Below are 24,947 nucleotides of genomic sequence, written 5' to 3' on the forward strand. Positions count from 1 at the left end.
CAGGCCAACAGCCACACCCGACCGACGATTCCCTAGCTCCCCGCCTTCACCGACTTCGGATCGAAGCCGAAGGGCAGTTCGAGCCGGTGCTCGCCCATCAGGGCCTCGTCGGCGAGCAGCTCGCCCGTCGCGCCGTCGGCCGCGATCACGCCCTCGCTGAGGATCAGGGCGCGGGGGCAGAGTTCGAGCGCGTACGGCAGGTCGTGCGTGACCATCAGGACGGTGACGTCCAACGACCGCAGGATGTCGGCGAGTTCGCGGCGGGACGCCGGGTCGAGGTTGGACGACGGCTCGTCCAGGACGAGGATCTCGGGCTCCATGGCGAGCACGGTCGCGACCGCGACCCTGCGCCGCTGCCCGAACGACAGGTGGTGCGGCGGCCGGTCGGCGAACTCCGCCATGCCGACCTGGCCGAGCGCCTTCATGACGCGCGCCTCCAGCTCGGGCCCGCGCATGCCCGCCGCGGCGGGACCGAAGGCGACGTCCTCGCGCACCGTCGGCATGAACAGCTGGTCGTCCGGGTCCTGGAAGACGATGCCGACCCTGCGCCTGATCTCGGCCATGTGCTTCTTGCCGACGGGCAGCCCCGCGACGGTGACCGTGCCCGCGCCGCCGCTCAGGATGCCGTTGAGGTGCAGGACGAGCGTCGTCTTGCCCGCGCCGTTCGGACCGAGCAGGGCGACGCGCTCGCCCCGGCCGACGGTGAAGTCGACGCCGAAGAGGGCCTGGTGCCCGTCGGGGTAGGCGAAGGCGAGGCCCGAGACGTCGAGGGTCGCGGTGGCGGGCGTGGCGGTGGTGGCGGTCACAGGGTCCATCCCAGCAGACATACGACGAGGGCGGTCAGGGGCAGGGCCAGCGCGCAGGTCCACTGGGCGCGGGAGGCGCTGATGTCGTCGATGACCGGCATCGACCCGGCGTACCCCCGGCTGACCATGGCCAGGTGCACCCGCTCCCCCCTCTCGTACGAGCGGATGAAGAGCGCCCCGGCGGACTTGGCGAGCACGCCCCACTGGCGCACGCCCCGGGCCTCGAAGCCGCGCGACTCCCTGGCGATCTTCATGCGGCGCATCTCGTCGGTGATCACGTCGCCGTACCGGATCATGAACGAGGCGATCTGGACGAGCAGCGGCGGCAGCTTGAGGCGCTGGAGCCCGAGCAGGAGTTCGCGCAGCTCCGTGGTGGAGGCGAGCAGCACGGAAGCGGCGACGCCGAGCGTCCCCTTGGCCAGGACGTTCCAGGCGCCCCAGAGGCCGTTGACGCTCAGGGAGAGGCCGAGCACGTCGACGCGTTCGCCCTGCGCGACGAACGGCATGAGCACCGCGAACGCCACGAACGGGATCTCGATGAGCAGCCGCTTGAGGAGGAACCCGGCCGGGACGCGGGCGACGGCCGCGACCACGCCGAGGAGCACGGCGTAGAGCGCGAAGGCCCACATCGCCTCGCGCGGCGTGGAGACCACGACGACGACGAAGCAGAGGACCGCGGCGAGCTTGGTGTGCGGAGGCAGCGCGTGCACCGGGGAGTGCCCGTGCCGGTAGAGCCGGTGGGCGTGTCCAGCGCCCACGTCAGACCTGCTCGGACTCGGGTACGGCGGCGGGGGACGCGTCGTCCGTACGGCGGCGGCGCAGCGCCCAGAAGACGGCGCTGCCCGCGACGACCGTGACACCCACGCCGATGACGCCCGCGAGGCCGCCGGAGAGGCGGGCGTCGGCGATGTCCTTGACGCCGTAGTCGGCGAGCGGGGAGTCGGCGGAGGCGTGCTCCTCGGCCTCCTTGTCGATGCCCTTGTCGTGGGCGACCTTCTCCAGGCCGTCGGGGTTCGCGGAGGCGTAGAAGCTGACGAAGCCCGCGAGGACGAGGGAGGTGACGATGCCCGCGATCCACACCTTGCGGGTGGAGCGGGCGGCGACGGGGGCGGGCCCGGCGGCTCCTGCGGCGGGTTCAGTGGCGGGGGCGTCCACCAGCTCGCCGCCGACGCGCAGCTTCAGCGGCCGGGTCAGGCCGCGGGCCCCGTACACGAGGTCGGGGCGTACGGCGACGACGGCGCCGACGGTCAGCGCGGTGATCGCGGCCTCGCCGATGCCGATGAGGACGTGGACGCCGACCATCGCGGTGGCGACCTTGCCGATGGAGACGTCGGTGGTGCCGCCGACGGCGTAGATGAGGGTGAAGGCGACCGCGGCGGCGGGTACGGAGAGCAGCGCGGCGGTGAAGGAGGCGACGGTGATCGAGCGGCGCTTCCTGGGGAGCACCTTCACCAGGCCGCGGAAGACGAGGTAGGCGACGACGGTCGTGACGATCGCCATGTCGGAGATGTTCACGCCGAGCGCGGTCAGGCCGCCGTCCGCGAAGAGCACGCCCTGCATGAGCAGGACGACGGAGACGCAGAGGACGCCGGTGTAGGGGCCGACGAGGATCGCGGCGAGCGCGCCGCCGAGGAGGTGTCCGCTGGTCCCGGCCGCGACGGGGAAGTTGAGCATCTGCACGGCGAAGATGAAGGCGGCGACGAGACCGGCGAGCGGCGCGGTCTTCTCGTCCAGTTCGCGGCGGGCGCCCTTGAGGCTGACGGCGACGGCTCCGGCGGCCACGGCCCCGGCGACCGCCGAGACGGGGGCATTGATGAATCCGTCGGGGACATGCATGCGTGCGCTCCTGGGCAGGCGCCCTGGGCAGGGCTGATCTCGCGCGAACCGTCCGGTGCGGGTCGCGTGGTGGGGACCGTCCCATGATGTGGCTTGTTGCAAATGGCTTGCAAGAGCGCGTCGGTTCCGATAAGGCAAAGCCCGGCCTCAGCGAATTCCCGTACATATGGGACATTGGTGAGTGAAGTGCCCGCACGGATGAGGAGCTCCGCGATGTCCGCAGTCGAGCAGTACGCCCGCGCCCATCTCGTCACGGACTCCTCCGAGGGCCACCGCGCCGTGCCCGTCGTCCTGCGCTACGACCCGGAGGCGGACCCGCAGGCGGTGCGGATCGCTCTCCCCGGTTCACACGACCGGGTGTTCGCCCGTCGACTCCTCGAACAGGGGCTTCGGGTGCCGATCTCGGTGGACGGCGTCCACGTGTGGCCGTGCGGGCGGGTCCAGACGATCGTGGAGTTCCACGAGCGGGACGGGGTGACGGTGGTCCAGTTCGACGCGTCGGCGCTGATTCGCTTCTTGCGCCGTACGTACGCGACCGCCGGGGCGGTTGCGCGCTGAGTCCGGGCCCGGCCCGGGGGTGCGCCCGCGCCTTGCGGGGGCGCGCGGCTCTTCGTGCGTACGCCACCTTGCGCAGTTCCCCGCGCCCCTAACGGAGCACGCCCCCCCCACTCCAACGGACGCGCGACCACCCCACCCCGACGAGAACGCACCCGTCGCCCTTCGTCCGCACGCCGCCCTGCGCTGAGCGCGCAGTTCCCCGCGCCCCTAACAGAGCACACCCCCCACCCCAACGAACGCGCGACCACCCCACCCCGACGCGAACACACCCGCCGCCCTTCGTCCGCACGCCGCCCCACACTGAGCGCGCAGTTCCCCGCGCCCCTAACAGAGCACCCCCCCCAACGAACGCGCGACCACCCCACCCCGACGCGAACACACCCGCCGCCCTTCGTCCGCACGCCGCCCTGCGCTGAGCGCGCAGTTCCCCGCGCCCCTAACGGGGCCCCCACCTCGCACTTCGCGCGCGGGCCGCCCCGCGCCCCCCCTACGGGGCACCCCCTCCGCACCCTGGCGGGGCGCCCCCGCTCAACGAAAAAGGCGGGGCGGTGGCGGGCGCGCTGTCTCTGCGCGCCTGCCACCGCCCCGCCAACGGGACCCGCGGTCAGACCCGTGTCAGTTCTCGGTCCGCGTCCGGACCCCCTGTCGAGGTTGCCTTCTCCTCCTCCGTGCGCAGGCCCTCGCCCTCGACGTCCACGTTCGGCAGGGCGCGGTCCAGCCACTTCGGGAGCCACCAGGCCCTCTTGCCCAGGAGCGCGAGCACCGCGGGGACCAGGGCCATGCGGACCACGAACGCGTCGAAGAAGACCGCGATCGCCAGGCCGAAGCCGATCATCTTGACCATCTGCTCGGACGAGCCGATGAAGCCCGCGAAGACCGCGATCATGATGACCGCCGCCGCCGAGACCACCCGGGCGCCGTGCCGGAAGCCGGTGATGACCGCCTCGCCGGGGCGCTCGCCGTGGACGTACGCCTCACGCATGCGCGTCACGAGGAAGACCTCGTAGTCCATCGCCAGGCCGAAGACGACGCCCACCATGAAGATCGGCATCATCGACATGATCGGACCCGTCTGCTCCACGCCGAAGAGCGAGCCGAGCCAGCCCCACTGGAAGACCGCGACGACCGCGCCGAGGGCCGCCAGGACCGAGAGCAGGAAGCCGAGCGCCGCCTTGAGCGGGACCAGGATGGAGCGGAAGACGACGATCAGAAGCAGGAAGGCGAGGCCGACGACGAGTGCCAGGTAGGGCAGCAGCGCGTCGTTCAGCTTCTGCGAGACGTCGATGTTCATGGCCGTGGTGCCGGTGACCATGATGTCGGCGCCGGTGTCGGACTTGAGCTGCGCGCCGGTGTCACGGATCGAGTGGACCAGGTCCTCGGTCTCGATGCCGCTGGGCTTGGAGGACGGCACGACGCTGATGATCGCGGTGTCGCCCGCCTTGGTCAGCATCGGCGGGGCGACCGTCAGGACGTCGTCGAGGCCGGAGATCTTCTTCTGGATCTGCTGGGCCGCGGCCTTCGGGTCGTCCGCGCCCTTGAGGTCGCCGACGACCATCAGCGGACCGTTGAAGCCGGGCCCGAAGCCCTCGGAGACCAGGTCGTACGCCTTGCGCTGCGTCGTCGACGTCGGCTGCGCGCCGTCGTCGGGCAGGCCGAGCTCCAGCTGCGAGACCGGGATCGCCGCGGCGCCGAGGCCCACGATGCCGACGAGCAGGACGGCTATCGGGCGGCGGACCACGAAGCGGGCCCAGCGCGTGCCCATGTTGGGCTTGGCCGCGCCGTCGGCACCGGCGGCCTTCTTCCTGCCGCCGCCGAACAGCCTGCTCTTCTCACCCGTCGGCATGACCCGCTTGCCCGCGTAACCGAGCAGCGCCGGAATGAGCGTGAGCGCGATGAGGACGGCGATGACGACCGTGCCGGCCGCCGCGAAGCCCATCTTCGTCAGCATCGGGATGTTGACCACGGCCAGGCCGACCAGGGCGATGACCACGGTGAGTCCGGCGAAGACGACCGCGGAACCCGCGGTGCCCACGGCCCGGCCCGCCGCCTCCTCGCGGTCGCGCCCGTCGGCGAGTTCACCCCGGTAGCGCGAGACGATGAAGAGCGCGTAGTCGATGCCGACCGCGAGGCCGATCATCATCGCGAGCGTCGAGGTGGTGGTGCCGAGGTCGAGCGCGTCGGCGAGCGCCGTGATGGACGAGACGCCGATGCCCACGCCGATCAGCGCGGTGAGCAGCGGAAGCCCGGCCGCGATCAGCGAGCCGAAGGTGATGACGAGGACGACCGCCGCGACCGCGATGCCGATGATCTCGGTGGACCCGGTCTCGGGCATGGCCTGGAGAGCGTCACCGCCGACCTCGACCGTGAGCCCCGAGTCGCGCGCCTTGTCGGTGGTCTTCTCCAGGGCGTCGCGGTCGTCGTCGGTCAGCTCCATCGAGGTGACCTTGTACGAGACCGACGCGTACGCCGTGGAACCGTCCTTGCTGACCGTCTTGGCCTTGAACGGGTCGTCCGCGCGGGCCACTTGGTCCGAGCCGGACTTGAGGGCGCCGACGGTCTTGACGATCTCGGCCTTGTTGGCCTTGTCGGTGACCTTCTCGCCGTCCGGCGCCTTGAAGACGACCCGGGCGCTCGCCCCGTCGGCACTGGCCTCGGGCGCCCGCTTCTCCAGCAGGTCGAAGGCCTTCTGCGCCTCGGTGCCCGGGATCGAGAACGAACTGGACGCGGCGGTGGGCGCGGACGCGGCGCCGACCCCGGCGAGCGTCAGGAGCGCCACCCATATCAGGGCGACGAAATGGCGTCGCCGGAAGGCGAGTTTGCCGAGTTTGTAGAGAAATGTGGCCACGGGGGCGTACTCCCGGTCAGGTCGTGGTGTCCGGATTGGGCAGGGGGGATCAGCCCGACGACGTGAGCGGTCGCGTCAGGTAAAGGGGAGGGAGTGGGGTCAGATGCCGAGAGCGGGGAGGATCACGGCATCGATGTAGGCGGTGAGGAACTCACGGTCGACCGTGCGGTCCTCGATGAGGTCACGGGCGACGAAGCCACCGACCAGCATGTGGATGACGAAGTCGAGCGCCGGGTTGTCCGCGGCCACTTCACCGCGGTCCACGGCCCTGCGCAGCAGCGTGTTCAGATGGTCGAGCTCGGGCTCGATGAGCAACTGCCGCAACGCCTGGTGCAGTTCGGCGTTCCCGTGGATGGCGTGGAAGAGACCCCGCATCAACGCGGCGTCCCTGTCCATCTGGCAGTCGTCCGAGCGCGCCATCATCGCGTGGATGTCGCCGCGCAGCGAACCCGTGTCGATCTCGTCGAGCGACGTCGGCTTGTTGTGCCGCAGCGCCCTGGCGATCAGCTCCGGCTTGCTCCCCCACTGGCGGTAGAGGGTGGCCTTGCTGGACCGGGTGCGGGCGGCGACGGCGTCCATGGTGAGCGCCTCGTACCCGACCTCGCGGAGCAGGTCGAGCACGGCCTCGTACAGCTCGGCCTCGCGCTCGGGCGTGATCCTGCTGCGCCGCGTCGTTGCCACCTCAGTCATGGACCCACCTCCTACTCCTGAACGAAACGGTTTCGTACGCGTCGACTGTACTCCTCCCCCTTAGCGAAACGAAACCGTTTCGTACGTGTGCTGCGCCACAAGTTGCCGGGGCCCGCCGGGCGGAAAAGCATGGGGAGGTGACCGACGCACGCGATGACGCCCAGGACGCCAGCACCCCGGACGACCACGCCTACCTGCGGTTTCCACACCTCAGCGGCGACCGCCTCTGCTTCGCCGCCGAGGACGACCTCTGGGTGGCCCCCCTCACCCCCCAGGGCGCCCCCGCCGACCGGGCCTGGCGGCTCACCGCCGACCGCACCAAGGTGAGCCACCCGCGCTTCTCGCCGGACGGCCGCCACATCGCGTACACGACCTGGCGCAGCCTCGACCCGGAGATCCACCTCGCCCCCGTGTCCGGCGGCCCCTCGCGGCGCCTGACCTACTGGGGCAGCACCGACACCCGGGTCTGCGGCTGGTCGCCCGACGGCGACATCCTCGCCGTCTCCTCGCACGGCCAGCCCTTCTCCTACTTCTGCTGGGCCTACAGCGTGCCCACCGACGGCTCCCCCGGCGGCAAGCTCCCCTGGGGCCCGGTCTACGACATCGCGGTCACCGACTCCCCCGCCTACGGAGAGGGCGAGCGCAAGACGCTGCTCCTGACCGGCAAGCCGCCGCACGAGCCCGCCGCCTGGAAGCGCTACCGGGGCGGCGCCACCGGCCGTCTGTGGCTGCACGGCGAACAACTGCTCGACGGCCTGGACGGCCATCTGGACTCCCCCCTGTTCGTGTCAGGACGCATCGCCTTCCTCTCCGACCACGAAGGCGTCGGCAACCTCTACTCCTGCCTGCCCGACGGCACCGACCTGCGGCGCCACACCGACCACGACGCCTTCTACGCCCGGCACGCCGCCAGCGACGGCACCCGCGTCGTCTACCAGTGCGCGGGCGAGATCTGGCTGGTCGACGACCTCGCCGCGGACTCCGTGCCGCGCCGCCTCGACGTGCGGCTCGGCGGGCCGAGGGCGGGCAGGCGCGTCTACCAGGTCCCTGCCTCGCAGCACGTCGACGCGCTCTCCGTGGACACCACGGGCCGCGCGAGCGCCGTCGTCGTCCGCGGCAGCCTCTACTGGCTGACGCACCGCGACGGCCCGGCCCGCACCATCTCCGACACCCCAGGCGTACGCGTACGCCTGCCCGAGATGCTCGGCACCGGCGGCCAGGTCGCCTACGTCACCGACGCCGAGGGCGAGGACGCCGTCGAGATCGCCTACCTGCCGCGCGCCAGCGGCGACCGCGCACCGCGCAGACTCGCGAGCGGCGCACTCGGCCGCGTCCAGGAACTGGTCGCGTCCCCCAACGGCGAACGTCTCGCCATCGCGTCCAACGACGGCCGCCTCCTCCTCATCACCGTGTCCGACGAAGCGGCCGCCGCCACGGACACCGAGGGCCCCGACGGCGAGGTCACCGAGCTGATCCGGTCCATCAACGGGCCGGTGCGCGACCTCGCCTTCTCCCCCGACGGCAACTGGCTCACCTGGTCGCACCCGGGCATCGGCCGCTCCCTGCGCCAGATCAAGCTGGCCCGCATCGACGGGCCGGGGGCCCGCACCGTCGTCGACGTCACCAACGGCCGCTTCGAGGACGAGAACCCGGTCTTCACCCGCGACGGCCGCTACCTCGCCTTCCTCTCCTGGCGCGGCTTCGACCCCGTCTACGACGTGCACACCGGCGATCTCTCCTTCCCGCTGGGCTGCCGCCCCTACCTCGTACCCCTCTCCTCCGCGACGCCCTCCCCCTTCGCGCTGCTGCCCGACGGACGCCCCGCGGCGGGCGGCCTCGACCCGGCCGACGGCGGCTCGGGCGACGGCACCACCACGGTGGAGGTCGAGGGCCTGGAGGCACGGGTCACGCCGTTCCCGGTCGCCGCCTCCAAGTACTCGGCGCTGCACCCCGTCAGCGGCGGCGGCCTGGTCTGGCTGCGCTGGCCGATCTCCGGCGCGCTCGGCGAGACCTTCGCCAACCCGGCCGACACCTCGGGCCGTCCCACGCTCGAATACTTCAACATCACCAAGGCCAAGAAGGCCCAACTCGTCGACCACCTGGACTGGTTCGCGCTCAGCGGCGACGGTTCGCGGCTCGTGGTCGTGGACGAGGGCGACCTGAGCGCCGTGCCCTCCACCGAGCAGGGCGACGGCGACACCACCGTCTGGATCGACCTGCGCCGCATCCTGCACGAGGTCGACCCGGCAGCCGAGTGGCGCCAGGCGTACGACGAGGCGGGCCGCATCATCCGCGCCTACTTCTGGGAGCCGGGGATGTGCGGCATCGACTGGGACGCGGTGCTCGCGCAGTACCGCCCCCTGGTCGAACGCGTCGCATCGCCCGACGAGTTCGCCGACCTCCTGCGCGAGGTCCTCGGCGAGCTCGGCACCTCCCACGCGTACGTCTCCGCGGCCCGCCGCAACGAGGGCCCGCCGCACTACCAGCGCGCGATGGGCCTGCTCGGCGCCAACCTCGTCCACCGGGACGAGGGCTGGATGGTCAAACGGATCCTGCCCGGCGACTCCTCCGACTCCAAGGCCCGCTCCCCGCTGGCCGGTTCGGGCATCCGCGAGGGCGCGACCCTCACGCACGTCGACGGCCGCGCGGTCGACCCGGTGACCGGCCCCTACCCCCTCCTCTCGGCGGCGGGCGGCACCACGGTCGAGCTCACCTTCCAGCCCGCGGAGGGCGAGGGCAGGGCCCGCCGGGTCGCCGTCGTCCCCCTCATCAACGAACGCCCCTTGCGCTACCAGGACTGGGTGGCCAAACGCCGCGAGGTCGTACGGGAGTTGAGCGGCGGCAAGTGCGGCTATCTGCACATCCCCGACATGGGCGGCTCGGGCTGGGCACAGTTCAACAGGGACCTGCGCCTCGAAGTCTCCCGCCCGGCCCTGATCGTCGACGTACGGGGCAACGCGGGCGGCCACATCAGCGAACTGGTCGTGGAGAAGCTCACGCGCAAGATCCTCGGCTGGGACCTGACGCGCAACGCCCAGCCGGTCTCATACGCGACGAACGCGCCGCGCGGCCCCGTGGTGGCCCTGGCCGACGAGGCGACGTCCTCCGACGGCGACATGATCACGGCGGCCTTCAAACTGCTCGGACTCGGCCCCGTGATCGGCCAGCGCACCTGGGGCGGCGTGGTCGGCATGACGGGCCGCCACACGCTCGGCGACGGAACGGTCATCACCGTGCCGATGAACGCGGGTTGGTTCGACGCGTACGGCTGGTCCGTGGAGAACCACGGCGTCACCCCCGACATCGAGGCGCTGCGCACGCCGCTCGACTGGGCGGAGGGCCGGCACGCCCAGCTCGACGACGCGGTGAGGGTCGCGCTCGACCTCCTCACGGAGAACCCGGCGGCGACCCCGCCCGGCTACGCGAACGTCCCGGACAGGCGCCGCCCGAAGCTGCCTCCGCGCGCCTGACCTGCGCGCAACTCCCCTCCCCATGATCGAAATGCGAGATATGTCCGACCATGTAAGTCTGGTCGAGGCCCAATCCCCCACCCAAACACCGGGAGTGAATCGCATGGGCATCAAGGACCAGTTCCAGGACAAGGCCAACGACCTCGCCGACAAGGCCAAGGGCGCCATGGGCGGCGCCAAGGACGAGGCGAGCGAGCGCGCCTCGCAGGCCCAGGACGAGGCGAGCGAGCGCAGCTCGCAGGCCCCGGACCAGGCCCGCGAGGCGGCGCAGGAGCAGCAGGACAAGTTCAACCAGGACTACGACGCCTGACGCTGCGCTGTGCTTGGACGGAGAGGCCCCCCGGGACGCCGGGCGGGCCTCTCCCCGCGTCCGACGCACGCGGGTTTCGCGCGGGTCCCTGCCGGGTGGGTGGGGGCGGTGGCGGCATCTTCCCCACGTCCGGCGCGGCGGCACACGGGGGTTCGCGCAGTTCCCCGCGCCCCTGAAGGGGCCACCCCCGCGGCCCCGCCCCACAGCCGAACCCAAGGCGCAAGACCCCCGCCACAACGAACCGCTACGACACCCCGGCAGCCCGAGCCTCCTCATCCGCGGAGCCGCCCGCTCCGACCAGCCCGGTCGACACAGAACCGAGCCGCGGCTCGAAGCGCCTCATCTCCCGCTGGCCCACGGAGCCGATCACCGAGGGCAGGTACCCGCGAATGCCCTGCATCCCCCGCAGCCACCACTGCGCGTACACATGACTGGACCGCCGCTCGATCCCCGCCACGATCCGGTCCACCGCGGGCCCCAGCGGATACGTCTTGTTGGAGGGCCACGGCAACCGCTGCCTCAACTCCCGCATCACGTCGTCCTGATCGGCCCCCCGCACCATGTCCGTGTCCGTCCAGGACAGGTACCCGACGCCGACCTTCACGCCCTTGTACCCGACCTCGGCCCGCAACGAGTGCGCGAACGCCTCGACGCCCGACTTGGACGCGCAGTACGCCGTCATCATCGGCGCGGGCGTGATCGCCGCGAGCGAGGCGATCTGGAGCAGGTACCCGCGGCTCTCCATCAGGACCGGCAGGAACGCCCGCCCCGTCACCGCGCTGCCTATCAGGTTGACCTCTATGACGCGGCGCCACGCGTCGGGGTCCGAGTCCAGGAAGGGCCCGCCGCTGGCGACACCCGCGTTGGCGACGACGATGTCGACCTTCCCGAACCGCTCCTTGACCTCTTCGGCGACCCGCGCCATCGCCACGTGGTCGGTGACGTCCGCGTGCCAGTGGTCGCTCTCGTTGTGCAGCCGCTCCGACACCTGCTTGAGGGCGTCCGGTTCGAGACCGACGAGCGCGACCTTGGCACCACGCGCCGACAGCTTGCGCGCGAGCAGCTCCCCGACTCCGCGCGCCGCACCCGTGACGACCGCGACCTGCCCTTCCAGACCGACCCTGCTCATGCGCCCTCCACCGTCCGTGAGTTGACCTGTACGTACGTCCCGACGAGTCCCCTGATCCGCTCCGTGACGACCTCGGGCGCCTCCACGGGCGTCATGTGCCCCACCCCGGCCAACTCGGTGAGCCCCAGGCACTCGGGCAACGCGGCCGCGATCCGCCGCGCGTGCGGGACGGGCGTGAGCCGGTCGGCGGTTCCGGCGACGACGGCGGTCGGGACCCGCAACTCGCCCACTGCGACGTCCAGTTGCAGCTCGTCGAGCACATGGGACCAGCCGAACCTGACACCCCGAGGGCACGCGTGCACGATCCGCGCGCACGCCTCGACCTTGTCCGGCGCCGCACCGGGCCCCATCGTGGCGTACTTGAGGATCCGCCTGGCCACCGGCGTGACCGGCCCGAGCGGCGCCCGCGACCCTAGGACCGACCGGGTGACCCGGGTCCGCAGCCGACCGGCCCGCAACGGCACCACGAGCGACTCGGCGACCAGGGACGAACTCCCCGTACTGCACAGCAGAACGGCGGCGACGTGCTCCTGGAACCCGGCCCGGCCACCCGCGGCCATCACCGTCATACCGCCCATGGAGTGCCCCGCGACCACGGCCTTCTCACCGGGCGCGAGCGTCGCGGCGAGCACCGCCTCGAGGTCGTCGGCGAGCGCCCGCGTGCTGTATCCGTCACGGTCCACGGGGGCGGCACTGCGCCCGTGCCCCCGCTGGTCGTACGCGATGACCCGGTGGTCGGCGCCGAGCGCCCGGATCTGCGCGGCCCAGAAGGCCGTCGAGCAGGTCCAGCCGTGCGCGAGCACCACGGCGGGCGCGTCGTCGGGCCCGTGCACCTCGACGTGGAGGCGGGCGCCGTCGGCGGAGACGGCGGTCAGTTCGCGGGCGGCGGCGGGCGGCGCGTAGGGCCCGTCGACCACGTGCGTGAGGCGGCTCATGCCCCGGCCTCGACCTTCTTGGTCCCGGACTTCTTCCCGGCGCCGGGGGCCGGTGCCGCCGCTACCGGCGCGGCCGCCCTGATCACCTCGTACTCGGAGAGGTCGACCCGCCGCGTGGCGGCCCTGAACTCCGTGGTGGTGCCGGGCCAGACCGTCGTGTTGACGCCGTTCTCGTCGAGGTACCAGCTGTTGCAGCCACCGGTGTTCCACACGGTGCGCTTCATCCGCTCCTGCACGCGCCGGTTCCAGGCGCCGACGGCGCTGGGCCGGGCGGCGAGCGCGGCGCGGCCGCCCAGGACGTCCAACTGCCGTATGTAGTCGGCCATGTAGTTCAGCTGGGACTCGATCATCAGGATCATGGAGGAGTTCCCGAGCCCGGTGTTCGGGCCGATGATCGTCATCCAGTTGGGGAAGCCCGCCGCGGTCGCGCCGCGCAGCGACTTCATGCCGTCCTTCCACGTCTCCATGAGGGTGCGGCCCTCGTCGCCGACGACCCGGTCGGCGATCGGCATGTCCGTGACGTGGAATCCCGTGCCGAAGACGATCGCGTCGACCTCGGTCTCGGTGCCGTCGGAGGCGACGAGCGTGGTGCCGCGCACCTCGCTGAGGCCGCTGGCGACGACGTCCACGTTGGGCTCGGCGAGCGCCGGGTAGTACGTGTTGGACAGCAGGATGCGCTTGCAGCCGATGCGGTACGTCGGCGTCAGCTTGTCCCGCAGGACCGGGTCCTTGATCGCCCGGTACATGTTCCGCTTGGCGATCTGCTCCACCATGCCGAGCTCGTTGGGCCGCTTGGTGAACGCCTGGACCTGCAACTCCCTGATGCCCCACAGGATTCCGCGCCGGGCCTGGGTGGTGAACGGCAGCTGCTTGTGCAGCCAGCGCTCGGCGCCGCTGATGGCGCGGTCGGCGCGCGGCATGACCCACGGGGGCGTGCGCTGGAAGAGGGTCAGCTTCCCGACCTGCTTCTGGATGGCGGGCACGATCTGGATGGCCGACGCCCCGGTGCCGATCATCGCGACGCGCTTGCCGCGCAGGTCGTAGTCGTGGTCCCAGCGGGCCGAGTGGAAGACCTTGCCGGGGAAGGTGTCGATGCCGGGGATGTCCGGGATCTTGGGGTCGGAGAGCGGCCCGGTGGCGGAGACGACGACGTCGGCGGTGAGCGTGCCGTTGCTGGTCTCGATCTCCCAGCGCAGCTCGCCCGCGTCCCAACGCATCAGCTTCACCTCGGAATTGAGGCGGATGTGCGGGCGCAGCCGGAAGGTGTCGGCGACGTGTTCCAGATAGGCGTGGATGTGCTCCTGGCCGGAGAAGGTGCGCGGCCAGTCCGGGTTGGGCGCGAAGGAGAACGAGTACAGGTGCGAGGGCACGTCGCAGGCGCAGCCGGGGTAGCTGTTGTCGCGCCAGGTGCCGCCCACCGCACCGGCCCGCTCCAGGACGACGAAGTCGGTGATGCCCTCGCGGCGCAGCCGCACGGCGGCACCGAGGCCACCGAAGCCGGATCCGATCACCGCCACCCGTACGTGCTCGTGCTCTGTCATTCCGCCGCCTCCCGGAAGTGCCCGAACCCTGCCAGTAGTCACTGGCGCAATTGGGAGACTAAGCCAGGACCGTACTCATGGGTAGGGGTCGGGCGAAGGAAAGTTACCGGCGGTACCACCGACCGGCACCCGGATAGGCTTCCCACGTGGCAGACCAACGAGAAGGCGGAACGGGCGGAAGCGGGAGCACACCGGCCGGTGACGTGCGCGAGTACCGCATGGAGGAGCTGGCCAGGGAGGCCGGCATCACCGTGCGCACCGTGCGCTTCTACCGCGAGCGGGGGCTGATCCCACCGCCCCGCCGCGAGGGCCGCATCGCCTGGTACGACACGCACCACCTGGCCAGACTCCGCACCATCGCCGCACTCCTGGAGCGCGGCCACACCCTGAACGGCATCGCCGAGCTCTCGGACGCCTTCGACAAGGGCCGCGACGTCGGCGAGCTCCTCGGCTTCGGCGAGTCCACCGAGGAGCAGCCGGTCCGCCTCACCCCCGAGGAGCTCGCCGACCACTTCGCGGGCGAGGTCACCCCGGAGAACCTCGCGGCGGCCATGGACCTCGGCTACCTCGGCACCGACGGCGACGAGATCGTGCACATCAGTCGCCGACTGCTCGACGCGTCATCCACCCTCGTACGCAAGGGAGTTCCGCTGGCCGCGGTCCTGGAGGCGGGCGAGCGCGTACGCGAACACGCGGACGCGCTGGCCGAGTTGTTCATCACGGTGATGCGCACGCACACCCCGGACACCGCGGAGGTGGAGATCGAGGAGCTGCGCCCGGTCGCCAAGAGCGTGGTGGAGGCGGAGCTCTCGATGGCGCTCGACCGCCGCCTCAACCAGACCTGACCGGACCACGCCAGACCCGGTCTCAGGCGGGCAGCCACCAACGCGCCTTGTAGATGCCGCCGTTGACCAGCTTGTAGGCACCGGCGGGCCGATGGACGCTCACCGTCGTCGTCCACCACGTCTCACCGAGTCCGCCCTCCGGCACGGTGCTGAGGACCTGCCCGGTGCGCGGATCGTTCCCCACGGCCTTCACCGACTTCCGCGAGATCACCTCGTGCCCCGCGAAGTCCTGCACGAAGGCCCCGCCCCGCTTCTCGTACTGGAACACGGCGGCGTTGGTCGTCACCCAGAGCCGTCCCGGCCGCCCGGCGACCGGGAAGAGGTCGTGCCCGCCGGGGGTGCGACCGGGCGTGCCGACCGGCAGACCGACCGCCGAGCGCCGAGCGAGCGTGGGCCGCGCGGCCGTGCCGCCCACCGCGTAGGTCACCAACTCGTCGTCGCCGAGGGCCCAGAGCACCTTGCGCGCACCGTCCCAGTGCAGCCCGTGCGCGCCCTTGAGCTCCGCCTCGGCGTACCGCGTGGCACGCGGCCCCCGCGACGCCGCGTACAGCCGCACCCGCGCGCCCGTGCTGCACGCGACGGCCACGTTGCCGTCGGGCAGGAGCTCGGCGCTGTGCGGATTGAAGAGGTCGTCGCCGGGACCGATCGCCGTGCCCCAGTACCGCCGCCCGGTCGGATGCTCGACGACCGCGACGAACCCGAACGACGCCGTCGTCAGGACGTACGTACGCCCCCGGAGCCTGCGCACCTTGGCCTCGCTCGGGTACACCCAGCTCACGTCCGGCGACAGATCCGCGTACCGCCGGTCGCCGAGCGGCGAGAACTGCCACTTCACGACGGACGGATCGACGGCCGGGTCCCAGGTGCGCCGCCGCGGGTCGAGCACCAGGACGCGTCTGGTGGCCTGCTCGGTGAGCAGCACGGGCGGCGTGCCCGCGGGGATCCCGTCGGCGGCGGACGCCCACGCGGTGGACGGCCACGCGGTGGACGCCCACGCGGCGGGCAGCGCCGCGGCGGCCCCGGCGCCCGCGGCTCCCAGCAGAACGGCGCGCCTGGACGGCATGACGCTCATGAAGTCCCCCCGTACGGTCGGCAGTTGGTCATGTACGCGACCGCAATCTGCCACGCCGTACGGACCGGGGACACCCCTCCGCCGGACTTTGTGACCGCCCCCTCGGGCGGGCGTCCCCTACAGGTCGTAGACCACGGTCACCGGCGCGTGGTCGCTCCACCGCTCGGCGTGGGTCGCGGCCCGCTCGACGTACGCCTTCACCGCGCGCTCGGCGAGCCCGGCCGTCGCGACGTGGTAGTCGATGCGCCAGCCCGTGTCGTTGTCGAAGGCGCGCCCCCGGTAGGACCACCACGAGTAGGGGCCCTCGACGTCGGGGTGCTGCGCGCGCACGACGTCCTCGTACTCCGCGAAGACCTCGTCGAGCCAGGCGCGCTCCTCGGGCAGGAAGCCGGAGTTCTTCTTGTTGCCCTTCCAGTTCTTGAGGTCGGCCTCCTGGTGGGCGATGTTCCAGTCGCCGCAGACGACGACGTGGCGCCCCTCGGCGGCGGCCCGCTCCTTGAGCCCCTTCAGGTACACGAGGAACTCCCCCATGAACCGGATCTTCTCGTCCTGCCGCTCGGTGCCGACCTCGCCGGAGGGGAGGTACAGGCTGGCGACGGTGACGCCCGGCAGATCCGCCTCCACGTACCGCCCGCTGCCGTCGAACTCCTCCGACCCGAAGCCGACCCGCACCCGGTCCGGCTCACGGCGCGTGTAGAGCGAGACTCCCGCGCGGCCCTTCGCGGCGGCGGGCGCGTGCACGACGTGCCAGCCCTCGGGGTCGCGCACCTCGTCCGGCAGCTGCTTCTCCTCGGCGCGCACCTCCTGGAGGCACAGGACATCGGCCGAGGTCTCGGCGAGCCACTCCACGAAGCCCTTCTTGGCGGCCGCGCGCAGCCCGTTCACATTCACGGAAGTCACAGTGAGCATCCCGGCACGATACCGGCACACTGGACGACGGAACCCGTCCGACACCGCATAGAAGTACGATGCCTCGCATGTCTATCCAGAACGCCGCGCACGCCACCCCAGCCGTCCACCTGCGCACGGTCACCTTCGCGCACCCGGACGCCCTCGCCCTGAACGATCGCGTCCAGCTCGAATATGCGGAGCGGTACGGCGACGAGGGCGACATCACACCGCTCGACGCGACCATGTTCGAGGCGCCCAGGGGCCTCTACGTCATCGCGTACGACGAACACGGCACTCCCCTGGCCACCGGCGGCTGGCGCTCCCAGGACGAGAACGAGTGGGGCTACGCGGACGGCGACGCGGAACTGAAGCGCATGTACGTCACCCCCGAGGCCCGTGGCCTCGGCCTCGCCCGCCGCATACTCGCCGCGCTGGAGGAGGACGCGAAGGCGGCGGGCCGCCACCGCATGGTCCTGGAAACCGGCACGAAGCAGCCGGAGGCGGTCGCGCTCTACCTCTCCTGCGGCTACACCCCCGCCGCCGAAAAGTTCGGCCACTACCGCTTCGACGACCTGAGCCTCTGCTACGTGAAGCCGCTGTAGCCCCGTAAGGGGCGCGGGGAACGGCGCACAAGCCCCGTAAGGGGCGCGGGGAACTGCGCGCCCAGCCAGGAGCCACCCGCAGCCAACGACGAACCGGGCCGAGGCTCAACGAACCGGGGCGAAACATGGGTCAAACGGATCGAGGCCCATACAAAGGACGCTTCGGGACGGTCAGGCGACCTCCCACGCCGCCTCGACCATCCGGAAGATCTCATCCAGGGCCGCCCCCGGCTCATCCGCCTCGCGGGCCAGCGCATAGGCGTCGATCGCGAACCTCGCGATCGTCCGGCAGGCCGTCCCGGTCCGGGTCTGGCCCGGATCGGCGACGATGGCCGCCGCCAGCGACTCCGCGTGGCGCAGGCGCATCGACTCCTCGTACTCCCGCAGGGCGCGCGACTCGTCGATCATGCGGTAGACCGGGGCGGCGCCGTCCGCCGTGCAGTGCCGGACCATGGCGTGGATCTCGCGGCGCAGCACGGGAATCAGCGGTTCGTCCGGCGCGCGCTCGACGACCGCCCGCGTGAGGCGCTGCTCGAAGTCGGCGTCCTGCTCGAACACCAGCGCCTCCTTGGAGGCGAAGTGGGAGAAGAGTGTGGTCACGGCCACGTCGGCCTCGGCGGCCACGTCGCGAATGCCCACCTCGTCGTAACCGCGCTCCAGGAAGAGCCGCATGGCGGTGTCGGCGATCTTCTGCCGGGTGGCGGCCTTCTTGCGCTCGCGGCGTCCCATCGGCACGGTCATGGCGCTGACACTACCAAATCCGAAGGCGTAACGATCCCTAAACCAAAACCGTTAGTGTTACGGCCAGCGACACGGCATGACGCTGCTGATCGAGGGCGCCGCGGGAGGCGTCGACACCCTCACCGCCCAACTCGCCCGCGCCCGCGGCAAAATCGTCATCAGGTGCCCTGAGTCCCGAGCTTCAACTCGGAAACGACGAAGGTCCCGTCCGATCTTTCGATCGGACGGGACCTTCGTCAACGTGCAGTGGACCTGTGGGGATTTGAACCCCAGACCCCCTCGATGCGAACGAGGTGCGCTACCAGACTGCGCCACAGGCCCTTGCAACGAGTGAAACTCTAGCATCCCGATCGGGGTGCTCGGAAATCCGCTCCTCGCTGGTCAGCCAGGGGGATCTCACGACGACTCACTCGTTCGCCGCGCGCGGCCGCTCGCCGTCCTCGTACTGATCGAAGAGCGGCGTACGACCCCGCTCGCGGGCCCGCCGCGCGGACGCCGCACGACGGGCATCGCTGCGTCCGCCGCCGTCGGCACCCTCGGGCCCTTCGACGTCGTCGGCACCGTCGGCGTCCGCGCTCCCGTCCCGCTGGTCTTCGTAGGGCTCCCCGGCGTCCGCCGTCGGCTCCGCGGTGCTCGACCGTGCCGAACTCCACGCGTCGGGGGCGCCCAGGTCGACGCTGCCGGTGGCGCGCGGGGCGACCGGCGCGGTCACGTACGTCGGCAGCGGCACCGGCACCGGGTCCCAGCTGTCGCCCCGGCCCGGACCGCGCTGGCGCTCGCGCTGCTGGTCGACCCACTCCGCGTGGTCGGTCTGCTCCACCAGGGCCCTGCGGTCGGCGGCGAGTGCGGAGAGCCCGGTCCCGGTCTCCTGCGCCGGTCCCTCCGGCTCCTCGTCCACGGTCTGCTCCGCGCCCTGGGGACGGCGGCGCGGCTGGCGTTCGCGCAGCCGCTGCGCCGCGACCTCGGCCCTGCGCCGGTCCATCGTGTAGACGAAGCGCCGCCGTTCCTGGCCGCGCAGATAGACGATGTACGCGCTCAGCAGCAGCGCGGGCGCCGCGGGCGCCCACAGGAACGCGAGGCCGCCGACCGCGGCGACGACCGCGCCGACCGTGAAGGCGAGGAAGAGCAGCACGGTGGTGCGCCGCCGTCGGGCGAGCACCTTCGAGCGCCGGGCGCGCGCGGCCGCCTCCGCGGACGCGGCACGCTGCGCGCGCGACGCGTGGGGCCGCGGGGCGGACTCCCGCTCGGACTCGGACGCGAGTGCGGATTCGTGCTCGGCGTCGGGTGCGGACGCGGGTGCGGACGCGGGTGCGGACGCGGGTGCGGGGCGCGCCTTCTGACGGGCCGGAGGCTCCGCCTGACGGGCGTGCGGCTCCGCGTGCTGACGGACCGGGTGCTCCGCGTGCCGGGCCGGGTGCTCCGCCCGGTCCGAACGCTCGACCCGCTCCGCTCTGGATTCCCGTTCGGCCCGGCCGACCGGAGGCGCGACGAAGGCCCGGACGTCCACCGAGTCGGTGACGTCGTCCGGTTCGCCGCGCTCCTCGCCCTCTTCGGGCGAGCGCGCTTGCAGGTCCTTGGCGTATCGGCGCTCCATGCCCGCCCGTCCGGACAGCAGCCGGATGGCGGTGCTGAAGCGTTCCGTCGGACGGGCTTCGTTCAGCTCGTCCTGCCTACGGAGCCACATCGGCACCAAGTAGGCGGCCCAGGCCCCGACGATGACTGCGTAGATGAGGCCGCTGCTGCTCACGCTCACACGGTAGAGGGGTTTCCGTGAGGCCATCTGCCAATTCGGCCGGTGTGTCGCACGATCTGGCTGATATCTCGAACTTTTTTTGTGACTGATGCGATCAACAGGCTGCTGTCACCGTGAAATTAATGCCTGAGACAAGCCTCATACGAGCCTCAGACGGTCGATCGCCGATCTTTTTCGAACACTTATTTCATTTCCGTGGGTCGGGAACCGGACTAGGCCGTGTTCCGAGGTCGCGCCTGGTGCCAGCGGCGCAACAACCCTTCCGGTACCTCTTCGGCCGTCAGCGCGAAGACGAGATGATCTCGCCACGCTCCGTCGATGTGCAGATACCGCGGGCGAAGACCCTCCTCGCGGAATCCGAGTTTCTCCACGACCCGGCGACTGGGCGTGTTCTCCGGGCGAATACACACCTCGATGCGGTGCAGCCCGACCGAGCGGAAGCAGTGGTCCACGGCGAGCGCGACGGCGGTCGGCATCACGCCGCGGCCCGCGACGGACTCGTCGACCCAGTAGCCGACGTGCCCCGAGCACATCGATCCCCAGGTGATCCCCGCGACCGTCAATTGACCGACGAGGCGGCCCTGGTACTCGATGACGAAGGGCAGCATCCGCCCCGCGTTGGCCTCGGCGCGCAGGTGCCTGACCATCTGCCGGTAGGTGGGCCTGTGCACGATCGGGCCGCTCGGCGTGGGCGGCGGGATCGTCGCCTCCCAGGGGCGCAGCCAGTCGCGGTTGCGCCGGTTGACCTCGCGCCAGGGCCGCTGGTCGCGCATCTTTATGGGACGGAGGCCGATGTCGCCGTCCGTCAGCTCCACGGGCCAGGAAGCGCTGTTCAGCTCGCACCCCCCGCGGGTCTGGGATGGTCGCCGCCGCGCAGCTGGTCCACGGCGTGCGTGAGCAGCGGCTCCAGGACGGCGATTCCGTCGCGTACGCCGCCGGTGGAGCCCGGCAGGTTCACGATGAGCGTGCGGCCCGCGACTCCGGCGAGGCCCCGGGAGAGCGCGGCCGTGGGCACCTTGTCCCTGCCGTACGCGCGGATCGCCTCCGCGATGCCGGGCACCTCGTGGTCGATGACGCGGCGGGTGACGTCCGGGGTGCGGTCGGTGGGCGAGATGCCGGTGCCGCCGGTGGTGAGGATGACGTCGTAACCGGCCGCGACGCCCGCACGCAGGGCCTGCTCGACGGGGTCGCCGTCGGGCACGACCTGGGGGCCCTCGACCTCGAAGCCGAGCGCGGTCAGGCCCTCGGCGAGGATCGGGCCGCCCTTGTCGGCGTAGACACCGGCGGCGGCGCGGTTGGAGGCGGTGACGACCAGGGCGCGGCGGGCGGTCACGCGTCCGCCCCCTCGCGGCTCCACGTACCGGACTTCCCGCCGGTCTTCTCCTCCACGCGCACGTCCGTGATGACGGCTCCCTTGTCGACGGCCTTGACCATGTCGATCACGGTGAGGGCGGCGACGCTCACCGCGGTGAGGGCCTCCATCTCCACGCCCGTGCGGTCGGTCGTCTTCACGGTGGCGAGGATCTCGACGGCGTCGTCCGCTACGGAGAGGTCGAGTTTCACTCCGGAGACCGCCAGCGGGTGGCAGAGCGGGATCAGGTCGGGCGTGCGCTTGGCGCCCATGATGCCCGCGATCCGCGCGGTGGCCAGGGCGTCGCCCTTGGGCACGCCCTCGCCGCGCAGCAGCTCGATCACGCGGGGCGAGACCAGGACGCGGCCGCTGGCGCGCGCGGTGCGCGCGGTCACGTCCTTCTCGGACACGTCGACCATGCGGGCGGCGCCCGCCTCGTCGATGTGCGTCAGTCGCTGCTGCTCAGGGGCTCCGGGGGTCTCCCCCCGGGAAATCGCGGTCATGTGCTGTGCGCTCCCGGTCCGGGCCCCGCGCGGTGCGGCGCGCGGGCCTGTTGTGCGCGACACGGTACCGCGCGGGCGGCCTTCTCAGCCGAGCAGGACCACTTCGACGTCGGTGCCGGGCTCCACCGATGTGGTGGCCTCGGGGACGACGATCAGCGCGTCCGCGTGCGCGAGCGCGGCGATCAGATGCGAACCGGAACCGCCCACGGGCGTCACTTCACCGGCCGCCGCGTCGTACGTCCCGCGCAGGAACTGTCGGCGTCCCGCGGGCGAGTGGAGCGCCGCGTCCGCGACCAGCTCCGCGCGCGCGGTGGCCCTGTGCACCTCGGGCAGGCCCATCAGGGCGCGGATCGCCGGGCGCACGAAGATCTCGAAGGAGACGTACGACGACACGGGGTTGCCCGGCAGCGCGAGCAGCGGCGTGTGGTCGGGGCCGATCGAGCCGAAGCCCTGCGGCTTGCCCGGCTGCATGGCGAGCTTGCGGAACTCCACGCCGCTGCCCGCCCCGATGCCCTCCTCGTCGTCCGGGTCGCCGATGGCTGACAGGGCCTCCTTGACGACGTCGTACGCGCCGACGCTCACGCCGCCGGTGGTGACGATGAGGTCGGCGCGAATCAGCTGGTCCTCGATGGTGGAGCGCAGCGTCTCCGCGTCGTCGGCGACCGCGCCGACCCGGTAGGCGATGGCTCCGGCGTCCCTGGCGGCCGCCGTGAGGGCGAAGCTGTTGGAGTCGTAGATCTGCCCGTCCGCCAACTCCTCGCCCGGCTGGATCAGTTCGCTGCCGGTGGACATGACGACCACGCGCGGGCGCGGGCGCACCTTCACCGTGCCCCGGCCGATCGCGGCGAGCAGGGCGATCTGCGGCGGGCCGAGCACCGTGCCCGCGGTCAGCGCGCGGTCGCCCGCCTGGACGTCGCTGCCCCGCGCGCGTACGTGCGCGCGTGCTTCCGCGGGGCGGTGCACACGGACCTCGCCCGACGCGCCCTCGGGGGCCGCGCTGTGGGCGCGCATGCCGGAGACGGGGCCCTCGCCGAGGCCCCCGTCGGTCCACTCCACGGGGACGACGGCCTCGGCGCCCGGCGGCAGCGGGGCGCCGGTCATGATGCGCGCGGCCTGGCCCGCGCCGACGGTGGGCTGCGCGCCCGCGCCCGCGGCCACGTCACCGATGACGGTGAGCACGGCGGGGAACTCCTCGCTCGCGCCCGCGACGTCGGCGACGCGCACCGCGTACCCGTCCATGGAGCTGTTGTCGAAGGGCGGCAGCGAGACGGGCACCGTGACGTCCTCGACGAGCACGCAGCCCTGGGCGTCGAGGAGTTGGAGCTCGATGGGTTCCAGCGGGCGGACCGTGCCGAGGATGTCGTCCACGTGCTCGTCCACCGACCAGAGGTGGTTCTGGCCGGTGGTCGGTGTCGTCGTGCTGCTGCTCAAAGTGCTACATCTCCTCGGTGACGTAACTGCGAAGCCAGGTCTGGAAGTCCGGGCCCAGATCTTCACGTTCGCACGCGAGTCTGACAATGGCACGCAGATAGTCGCCTCGGTCACCGGTGTCATAGCGGCGGCCCTTGAAGACGACGCCGTGCACCGGCCCTCCGACCTTCTCGTCCGCAGCGAGCTGCTGGAGGGCGTCGGTGAGCTGGATCTCGCCGCCGCGTCCCGGCTCGGTCTTGCGCAGCACGTCGAAGACGCTCGGGTCCAGGACGTAGCGGCCGATGATCGCGTAGTTCGACGGGGCGTCCGCGGGGTCCGGCTTCTCGACCAGGTCGGTGACCTTGACGACGTCGTCGCCGTCGGCGGTGGCCTCGACGGCGGCGCAGCCGTAGAGGTGGATCTGCTCGGGGGCCACCTCCATGAGCGCGATGACGCTGCCGCCGTGCCGCTCCTGGATCTCGACCATGCGGGCGAGCAGCGGGTCGCGCGGGTCGATGAGGTCGTCGCCGAGGAGGACGGCGAACGGCTCGTGGCCCACGTGCGGAGCGGCGCACAGGACGGCGTGACCGAGCCCCTTGGGGTCGCCCTGACGTACGTAGTGCATGGTCGCCAGGTCGCTGGGCTCCTGGACCTTGGCGAGGCGCGCCTCGTCGCCCTTCTTCAGGAGGGCGGACTCCAGCTCGTAGTTGCGGTCGAAGTGGTCCTCCAGGGGGCGCTTGTTGCGGCCCGTGATCATGAGGACGTCGTCGAGACCGGCGGAGACGGCCTCCTCGACCACGTACTGGATCGCCGGCTTGTCGACGACCGGCAGCATCTCCTTGGGGGTCGCCTTCGTGGCCGGCAGAAAGCGCGTGCCGAGGCCGGCCGCCGGGATGACCGCCTTGGTGATCCTGGGGTGCGGGGGGTGAGACTCAGTCATGGCGACCACCATATCCGGTACGTATGTGCGGAATCTGTGGGTCCAGATAATTGAATGTGATATGCGAGCACACGGAAGGATTTGTGATGGCCCATGAGCGGAACCGACCCCGGCGGCCAGCCAACCAAGCGGACGTTGCGGCGGGACTTCCTCGCGGTGAGGAGCCGGTTTACTCAGGATGACGTGGAAAAGGCCGCCTCGGTTCTCGCCGAGCGCGCCCTCGAACTGCCCGAACTGGCCCGGGCACGCACGGTCGCGGCCTACGTCTCCGTGGCCACCGAGCCCGGCACGCGCGCCCTCCTCGACGCCCTCCACGCGCGCGGGACACGGGTCCTGCTGCCCGTACTGCTCGCCGACAACGACCTGGACTGGGGCGCGTACGACGGAGCGGGCTCGCTCGTCCGCGTGCAACACCGGGGCAAGATCGAGCTGTTGGAGCCCGCCGGGGAGCGGCTCGGCCCCGACGCCGTCCTGACGGCGGACACCGTGCTGCTTCCTGGGCTAGCCGTGGACGAGCGCGGGATGCGGCTGGGACGGGGCGGCGGATCGTACGACCGGGTCCTGGCCCGCCTGGAGCGCGCGGCCGCCGATCCCGCTCTCGTGGTGCTTCTGTACGACTCCGAAGTGGTCGCGCACGTCCCGGTGGAGGCGCACGACCGAGCGGTGCGCGCCGTCGTGACGCCGTCGGGGACGCGCCGCTTCCGCTGAGCTCCCGCCGA

The 24,947-nt window shown here is 71.7% G+C and carries 23 protein-coding genes and 1 tRNA gene; 6 read left to right on the top strand and 18 right to left on the bottom strand.

Features of this window, described 5'->3' with window-relative positions; genetic code table 11:
* Nucleotides 1–32 precede the first annotated feature (32 nt).
* From KY5_RS16990 to KY5_RS17000, 3 genes are read right to left on the bottom strand one after another with little or no spacing between them, the layout of a single operon-like run.
* Nucleotides 33–827: an ABC transporter ATP-binding protein gene (locus KY5_RS16990; protein ID WP_199843110.1), complete on the bottom strand. Its 795-nt coding sequence runs from the start codon at nucleotides 825–827 to the stop codon at nucleotides 33–35.
* Complete coding sequence (gene cbiQ, locus KY5_RS16995; RefSeq protein WP_098243048.1) at nucleotides 803–1,564, bottom strand: cobalt ECF transporter T component CbiQ; 762 nt, start codon at nucleotides 1,562–1,564, stop codon at nucleotides 803–805. The genes KY5_RS16990 and cbiQ overlap by 25 nt, the downstream gene beginning before the upstream one ends.
* A 1-nt stretch (nucleotide 1,565) precedes the next feature.
* On the bottom strand, nucleotides 1,566–2,642 hold the full coding sequence (locus tag KY5_RS17000; protein WP_098243049.1) for an energy-coupling factor ABC transporter permease: 1,077 nt from the start codon (nucleotides 2,640–2,642) through the stop codon (nucleotides 1,566–1,568).
* A gap of 213 nt (nucleotides 2,643–2,855) precedes the next feature.
* Here KY5_RS17000 and KY5_RS17005 point away from each other — a divergent pair, with 213 nt between their 5' ends.
* Nucleotides 2,856–3,200, top strand: coding sequence for an SsgA family sporulation/cell division regulator (locus KY5_RS17005; RefSeq protein WP_098243050.1), 345 nt, complete (start codon nucleotides 2,856–2,858; stop codon nucleotides 3,198–3,200).
* A 604-nt stretch (nucleotides 3,201–3,804) separates the two neighbouring features.
* On the opposite strand, the gene KY5_RS17010 is transcribed toward KY5_RS17005, so the two are convergent.
* Together KY5_RS17010 and KY5_RS17015 are read right to left on the bottom strand one after the other, a co-directional pair.
* On the bottom strand, nucleotides 3,805–6,045 hold the full coding sequence (locus KY5_RS17010) for an MMPL family transporter (protein WP_098243051.1): 2,241 nt from the start codon (nucleotides 6,043–6,045) through the stop codon (nucleotides 3,805–3,807).
* 99 nt (nucleotides 6,046–6,144) lie between these two features.
* Nucleotides 6,145–6,735 carry a TetR/AcrR family transcriptional regulator gene (locus KY5_RS17015; RefSeq protein WP_098243052.1) on the bottom strand — a complete coding sequence of 197 codons (591 nt, stop codon included), beginning with the start codon at nucleotides 6,733–6,735 and terminating at the stop codon, nucleotides 6,145–6,147.
* 137 nt (nucleotides 6,736–6,872) lie between these two features.
* Here KY5_RS17015 and KY5_RS17020 point away from each other — a divergent pair, with 137 nt between their 5' ends.
* Together KY5_RS17020 and KY5_RS17025 are read left to right on the top strand one after the other, a co-directional pair.
* A complete protein-coding gene (locus KY5_RS17020) occupies nucleotides 6,873–10,205 on the top strand; it encodes a S41 family peptidase (RefSeq protein WP_098243053.1) in 3,333 nt (1,110 codons plus the stop codon).
* 103 nt (nucleotides 10,206–10,308) lie between these two features.
* Nucleotides 10,309–10,515, top strand: a complete 207-nt coding sequence (locus tag KY5_RS17025) for a hypothetical protein (protein ID WP_098243054.1) — start codon at nucleotides 10,309–10,311, stop codon at nucleotides 10,513–10,515.
* 244 nt (nucleotides 10,516–10,759) lie between these two features.
* Here KY5_RS17025 and KY5_RS17030 read toward each other — a convergent pair whose 3' ends face one another.
* From KY5_RS17030 to KY5_RS17040, 3 genes are read right to left on the bottom strand one after another with little or no spacing between them, the layout of a single operon-like run.
* Nucleotides 10,760–11,644, bottom strand: a complete 885-nt coding sequence (locus tag KY5_RS17030) for an SDR family oxidoreductase (RefSeq protein WP_098243055.1) — start codon at nucleotides 11,642–11,644, stop codon at nucleotides 10,760–10,762.
* Nucleotides 11,641–12,579, bottom strand: a complete 939-nt coding sequence (locus KY5_RS17035; protein ID WP_098243056.1) for an alpha/beta fold hydrolase — start codon at nucleotides 12,577–12,579, stop codon at nucleotides 11,641–11,643. Before KY5_RS17035 ends, KY5_RS17030 begins: the two co-directional genes overlap by 4 nt.
* Nucleotides 12,576–14,120: a flavin-containing monooxygenase gene (locus KY5_RS17040; RefSeq protein ID WP_098243057.1), complete on the bottom strand. Its 1,545-nt coding sequence runs from the start codon at nucleotides 14,118–14,120 to the stop codon at nucleotides 12,576–12,578. The genes KY5_RS17035 and KY5_RS17040 overlap by 4 nt, the downstream gene beginning before the upstream one ends.
* Before the next feature lie 218 nt (nucleotides 14,121–14,338).
* Between KY5_RS17040 and KY5_RS17045 the strand changes: the two genes are divergently transcribed.
* Nucleotides 14,339–14,965: a MerR family transcriptional regulator gene (locus KY5_RS17045; RefSeq protein WP_098247305.1), complete on the top strand. Its 627-nt coding sequence runs from the start codon at nucleotides 14,339–14,341 to the stop codon at nucleotides 14,963–14,965.
* A gap of 22 nt (nucleotides 14,966–14,987) precedes the next feature.
* Here KY5_RS17045 and KY5_RS17050 read toward each other — a convergent pair whose 3' ends face one another.
* Nucleotides 14,988–16,037: a DUF6528 family protein gene (locus KY5_RS17050; RefSeq protein WP_098243058.1), complete on the bottom strand. Its 1,050-nt coding sequence runs from the start codon at nucleotides 16,035–16,037 to the stop codon at nucleotides 14,988–14,990.
* A gap of 117 nt (nucleotides 16,038–16,154) precedes the next feature.
* Nucleotides 16,155–16,946 carry an exodeoxyribonuclease III gene (locus KY5_RS17055; protein WP_199843112.1) on the bottom strand — a complete coding sequence of 264 codons (792 nt, stop codon included), beginning with the start codon at nucleotides 16,944–16,946 and terminating at the stop codon, nucleotides 16,155–16,157.
* Between the two features lie 68 nt (nucleotides 16,947–17,014).
* On the opposite strand from KY5_RS17055, the gene KY5_RS17060 reads away from it, so the two are divergent.
* Nucleotides 17,015–17,530 carry a GNAT family N-acetyltransferase gene (locus KY5_RS17060; RefSeq protein WP_098243060.1) on the top strand — a complete coding sequence of 172 codons (516 nt, stop codon included), beginning with the start codon at nucleotides 17,015–17,017 and terminating at the stop codon, nucleotides 17,528–17,530.
* 171 nt (nucleotides 17,531–17,701) lie between these two features.
* Here KY5_RS17060 and KY5_RS17065 read toward each other — a convergent pair whose 3' ends face one another.
* From KY5_RS17065 to galU, 8 genes are all read right to left on the bottom strand, one after another.
* Entirely contained in the window at nucleotides 17,702–18,271 is a 570-nt protein-coding gene (locus KY5_RS17065; protein ID WP_098243061.1) for a TetR/AcrR family transcriptional regulator, read from the bottom strand.
* Between the two features lie 247 nt (nucleotides 18,272–18,518).
* A tRNA-Ala gene (locus KY5_RS17070) sits at nucleotides 18,519–18,592 on the bottom strand.
* Between the two features lie 85 nt (nucleotides 18,593–18,677).
* Nucleotides 18,678–20,018 carry a gephyrin-like molybdotransferase receptor GlpR gene (glpR, locus tag KY5_RS17075; protein ID WP_098247306.1) on the bottom strand — a complete coding sequence of 447 codons (1,341 nt, stop codon included), beginning with the start codon at nucleotides 20,016–20,018 and terminating at the stop codon, nucleotides 18,678–18,680.
* Between the two features lie 218 nt (nucleotides 20,019–20,236).
* The gene (locus KY5_RS17080) at nucleotides 20,237–20,839 is read right to left on the bottom strand and encodes a GNAT family N-acetyltransferase (protein ID WP_418952788.1); all 603 of its coding nucleotides are present in this window, start codon (nucleotides 20,837–20,839) and stop codon (nucleotides 20,237–20,239) included.
* Nucleotides 20,840–20,856: 17 nt separating this feature from the next.
* On the bottom strand, nucleotides 20,857–21,357 hold the full coding sequence (locus KY5_RS17085; protein WP_234362755.1) for a MogA/MoaB family molybdenum cofactor biosynthesis protein: 501 nt from the start codon (nucleotides 21,355–21,357) through the stop codon (nucleotides 20,857–20,859).
* A complete protein-coding gene (gene moaC, locus KY5_RS17090) occupies nucleotides 21,354–21,878 on the bottom strand; it encodes a cyclic pyranopterin monophosphate synthase MoaC (protein WP_098243063.1) in 525 nt (174 codons plus the stop codon). Before moaC ends, KY5_RS17085 begins: the two co-directional genes overlap by 4 nt.
* An 84-nt stretch (nucleotides 21,879–21,962) precedes the next feature.
* Complete coding sequence (gene glp, locus KY5_RS17095) at nucleotides 21,963–23,309, bottom strand: gephyrin-like molybdotransferase Glp (RefSeq protein ID WP_098243064.1); 1,347 nt, start codon at nucleotides 23,307–23,309, stop codon at nucleotides 21,963–21,965.
* A 4-nt stretch (nucleotides 23,310–23,313) separates the two neighbouring features.
* A complete protein-coding gene (gene galU / locus KY5_RS17100) occupies nucleotides 23,314–24,228 on the bottom strand; it encodes a UTP--glucose-1-phosphate uridylyltransferase GalU (protein WP_098247307.1) in 915 nt (304 codons plus the stop codon).
* A 93-nt stretch (nucleotides 24,229–24,321) separates the two neighbouring features.
* On the opposite strand from galU, the gene KY5_RS17105 reads away from it, so the two are divergent.
* Nucleotides 24,322–24,936 carry a 5-formyltetrahydrofolate cyclo-ligase gene (locus KY5_RS17105; protein WP_098243065.1) on the top strand — a complete coding sequence of 205 codons (615 nt, stop codon included), beginning with the start codon at nucleotides 24,322–24,324 and terminating at the stop codon, nucleotides 24,934–24,936.
* Nucleotides 24,937–24,947: the final 11 nt, after the last annotated feature.

Source organism: Streptomyces formicae (genome assembly GCF_002556545.1).
Classification (GTDB): Bacteria; Actinomycetota; Actinomycetes; order Streptomycetales; family Streptomycetaceae; genus Streptomyces; species Streptomyces formicae_A.

Coding starts and splice junctions, on each gene's coding strand:
- KY5_RS17050 (WP_098243058.1), bottom strand. CDS start 16,037: ATGAGCGTCATGCCGTCCAGGCGCGCCGTTCTGCTGGGAGCCGCGGGC.
- KY5_RS17000 (WP_098243049.1), bottom strand. CDS start 2,642: ATGCATGTCCCCGACGGATTCATCAATGCCCCCGTCTCGGCGGTCGCC.
- KY5_RS17025 (WP_098243054.1), top strand. CDS start 10,309: ATGGGCATCAAGGACCAGTTCCAGGACAAGGCCAACGACCTCGCCGAC.
- KY5_RS17055 (WP_199843112.1), bottom strand. CDS start 16,946: ATGCTCACTGTGACTTCCGTGAATGTGAACGGGCTGCGCGCGGCCGCC.
- KY5_RS17060 (WP_098243060.1), top strand. CDS start 17,015: ATGTCTATCCAGAACGCCGCGCACGCCACCCCAGCCGTCCACCTGCGC.
- KY5_RS17015 (WP_098243052.1), bottom strand. CDS start 6,735: ATGACTGAGGTGGCAACGACGCGGCGCAGCAGGATCACGCCCGAGCGC.
- KY5_RS17045 (WP_098247305.1), top strand. CDS start 14,339: ATGGAGGAGCTGGCCAGGGAGGCCGGCATCACCGTGCGCACCGTGCGC.
- KY5_RS17065 (WP_098243061.1), bottom strand. CDS start 18,271: ATGACCGTGCCGATGGGACGCCGCGAGCGCAAGAAGGCCGCCACCCGG.
- KY5_RS17005 (WP_098243050.1), top strand. CDS start 2,856: ATGTCCGCAGTCGAGCAGTACGCCCGCGCCCATCTCGTCACGGACTCC.
- moaC (WP_098243063.1), bottom strand. CDS start 21,878: ATGACCGCGATTTCCCGGGGGGAGACCCCCGGAGCCCCTGAGCAGCAG.
- KY5_RS17035 (WP_098243056.1), bottom strand. CDS start 12,579: ATGAGCCGCCTCACGCACGTGGTCGACGGGCCCTACGCGCCGCCCGCC.
- KY5_RS17030 (WP_098243055.1), bottom strand. CDS start 11,644: ATGAGCAGGGTCGGTCTGGAAGGGCAGGTCGCGGTCGTCACGGGTGCG.
- KY5_RS16990 (WP_199843110.1), bottom strand. CDS start 827: ATGTCTGCTGGGATGGACCCTGTGACCGCCACCACCGCCACGCCCGCC.
- KY5_RS17040 (WP_098243057.1), bottom strand. CDS start 14,120: ATGACAGAGCACGAGCACGTACGGGTGGCGGTGATCGGATCCGGCTTC.
- KY5_RS17105 (WP_098243065.1), top strand. CDS start 24,322: ATGAGCGGAACCGACCCCGGCGGCCAGCCAACCAAGCGGACGTTGCGG.
- galU (WP_098247307.1), bottom strand. CDS start 24,228: ATGACTGAGTCTCACCCCCCGCACCCCAGGATCACCAAGGCGGTCATC.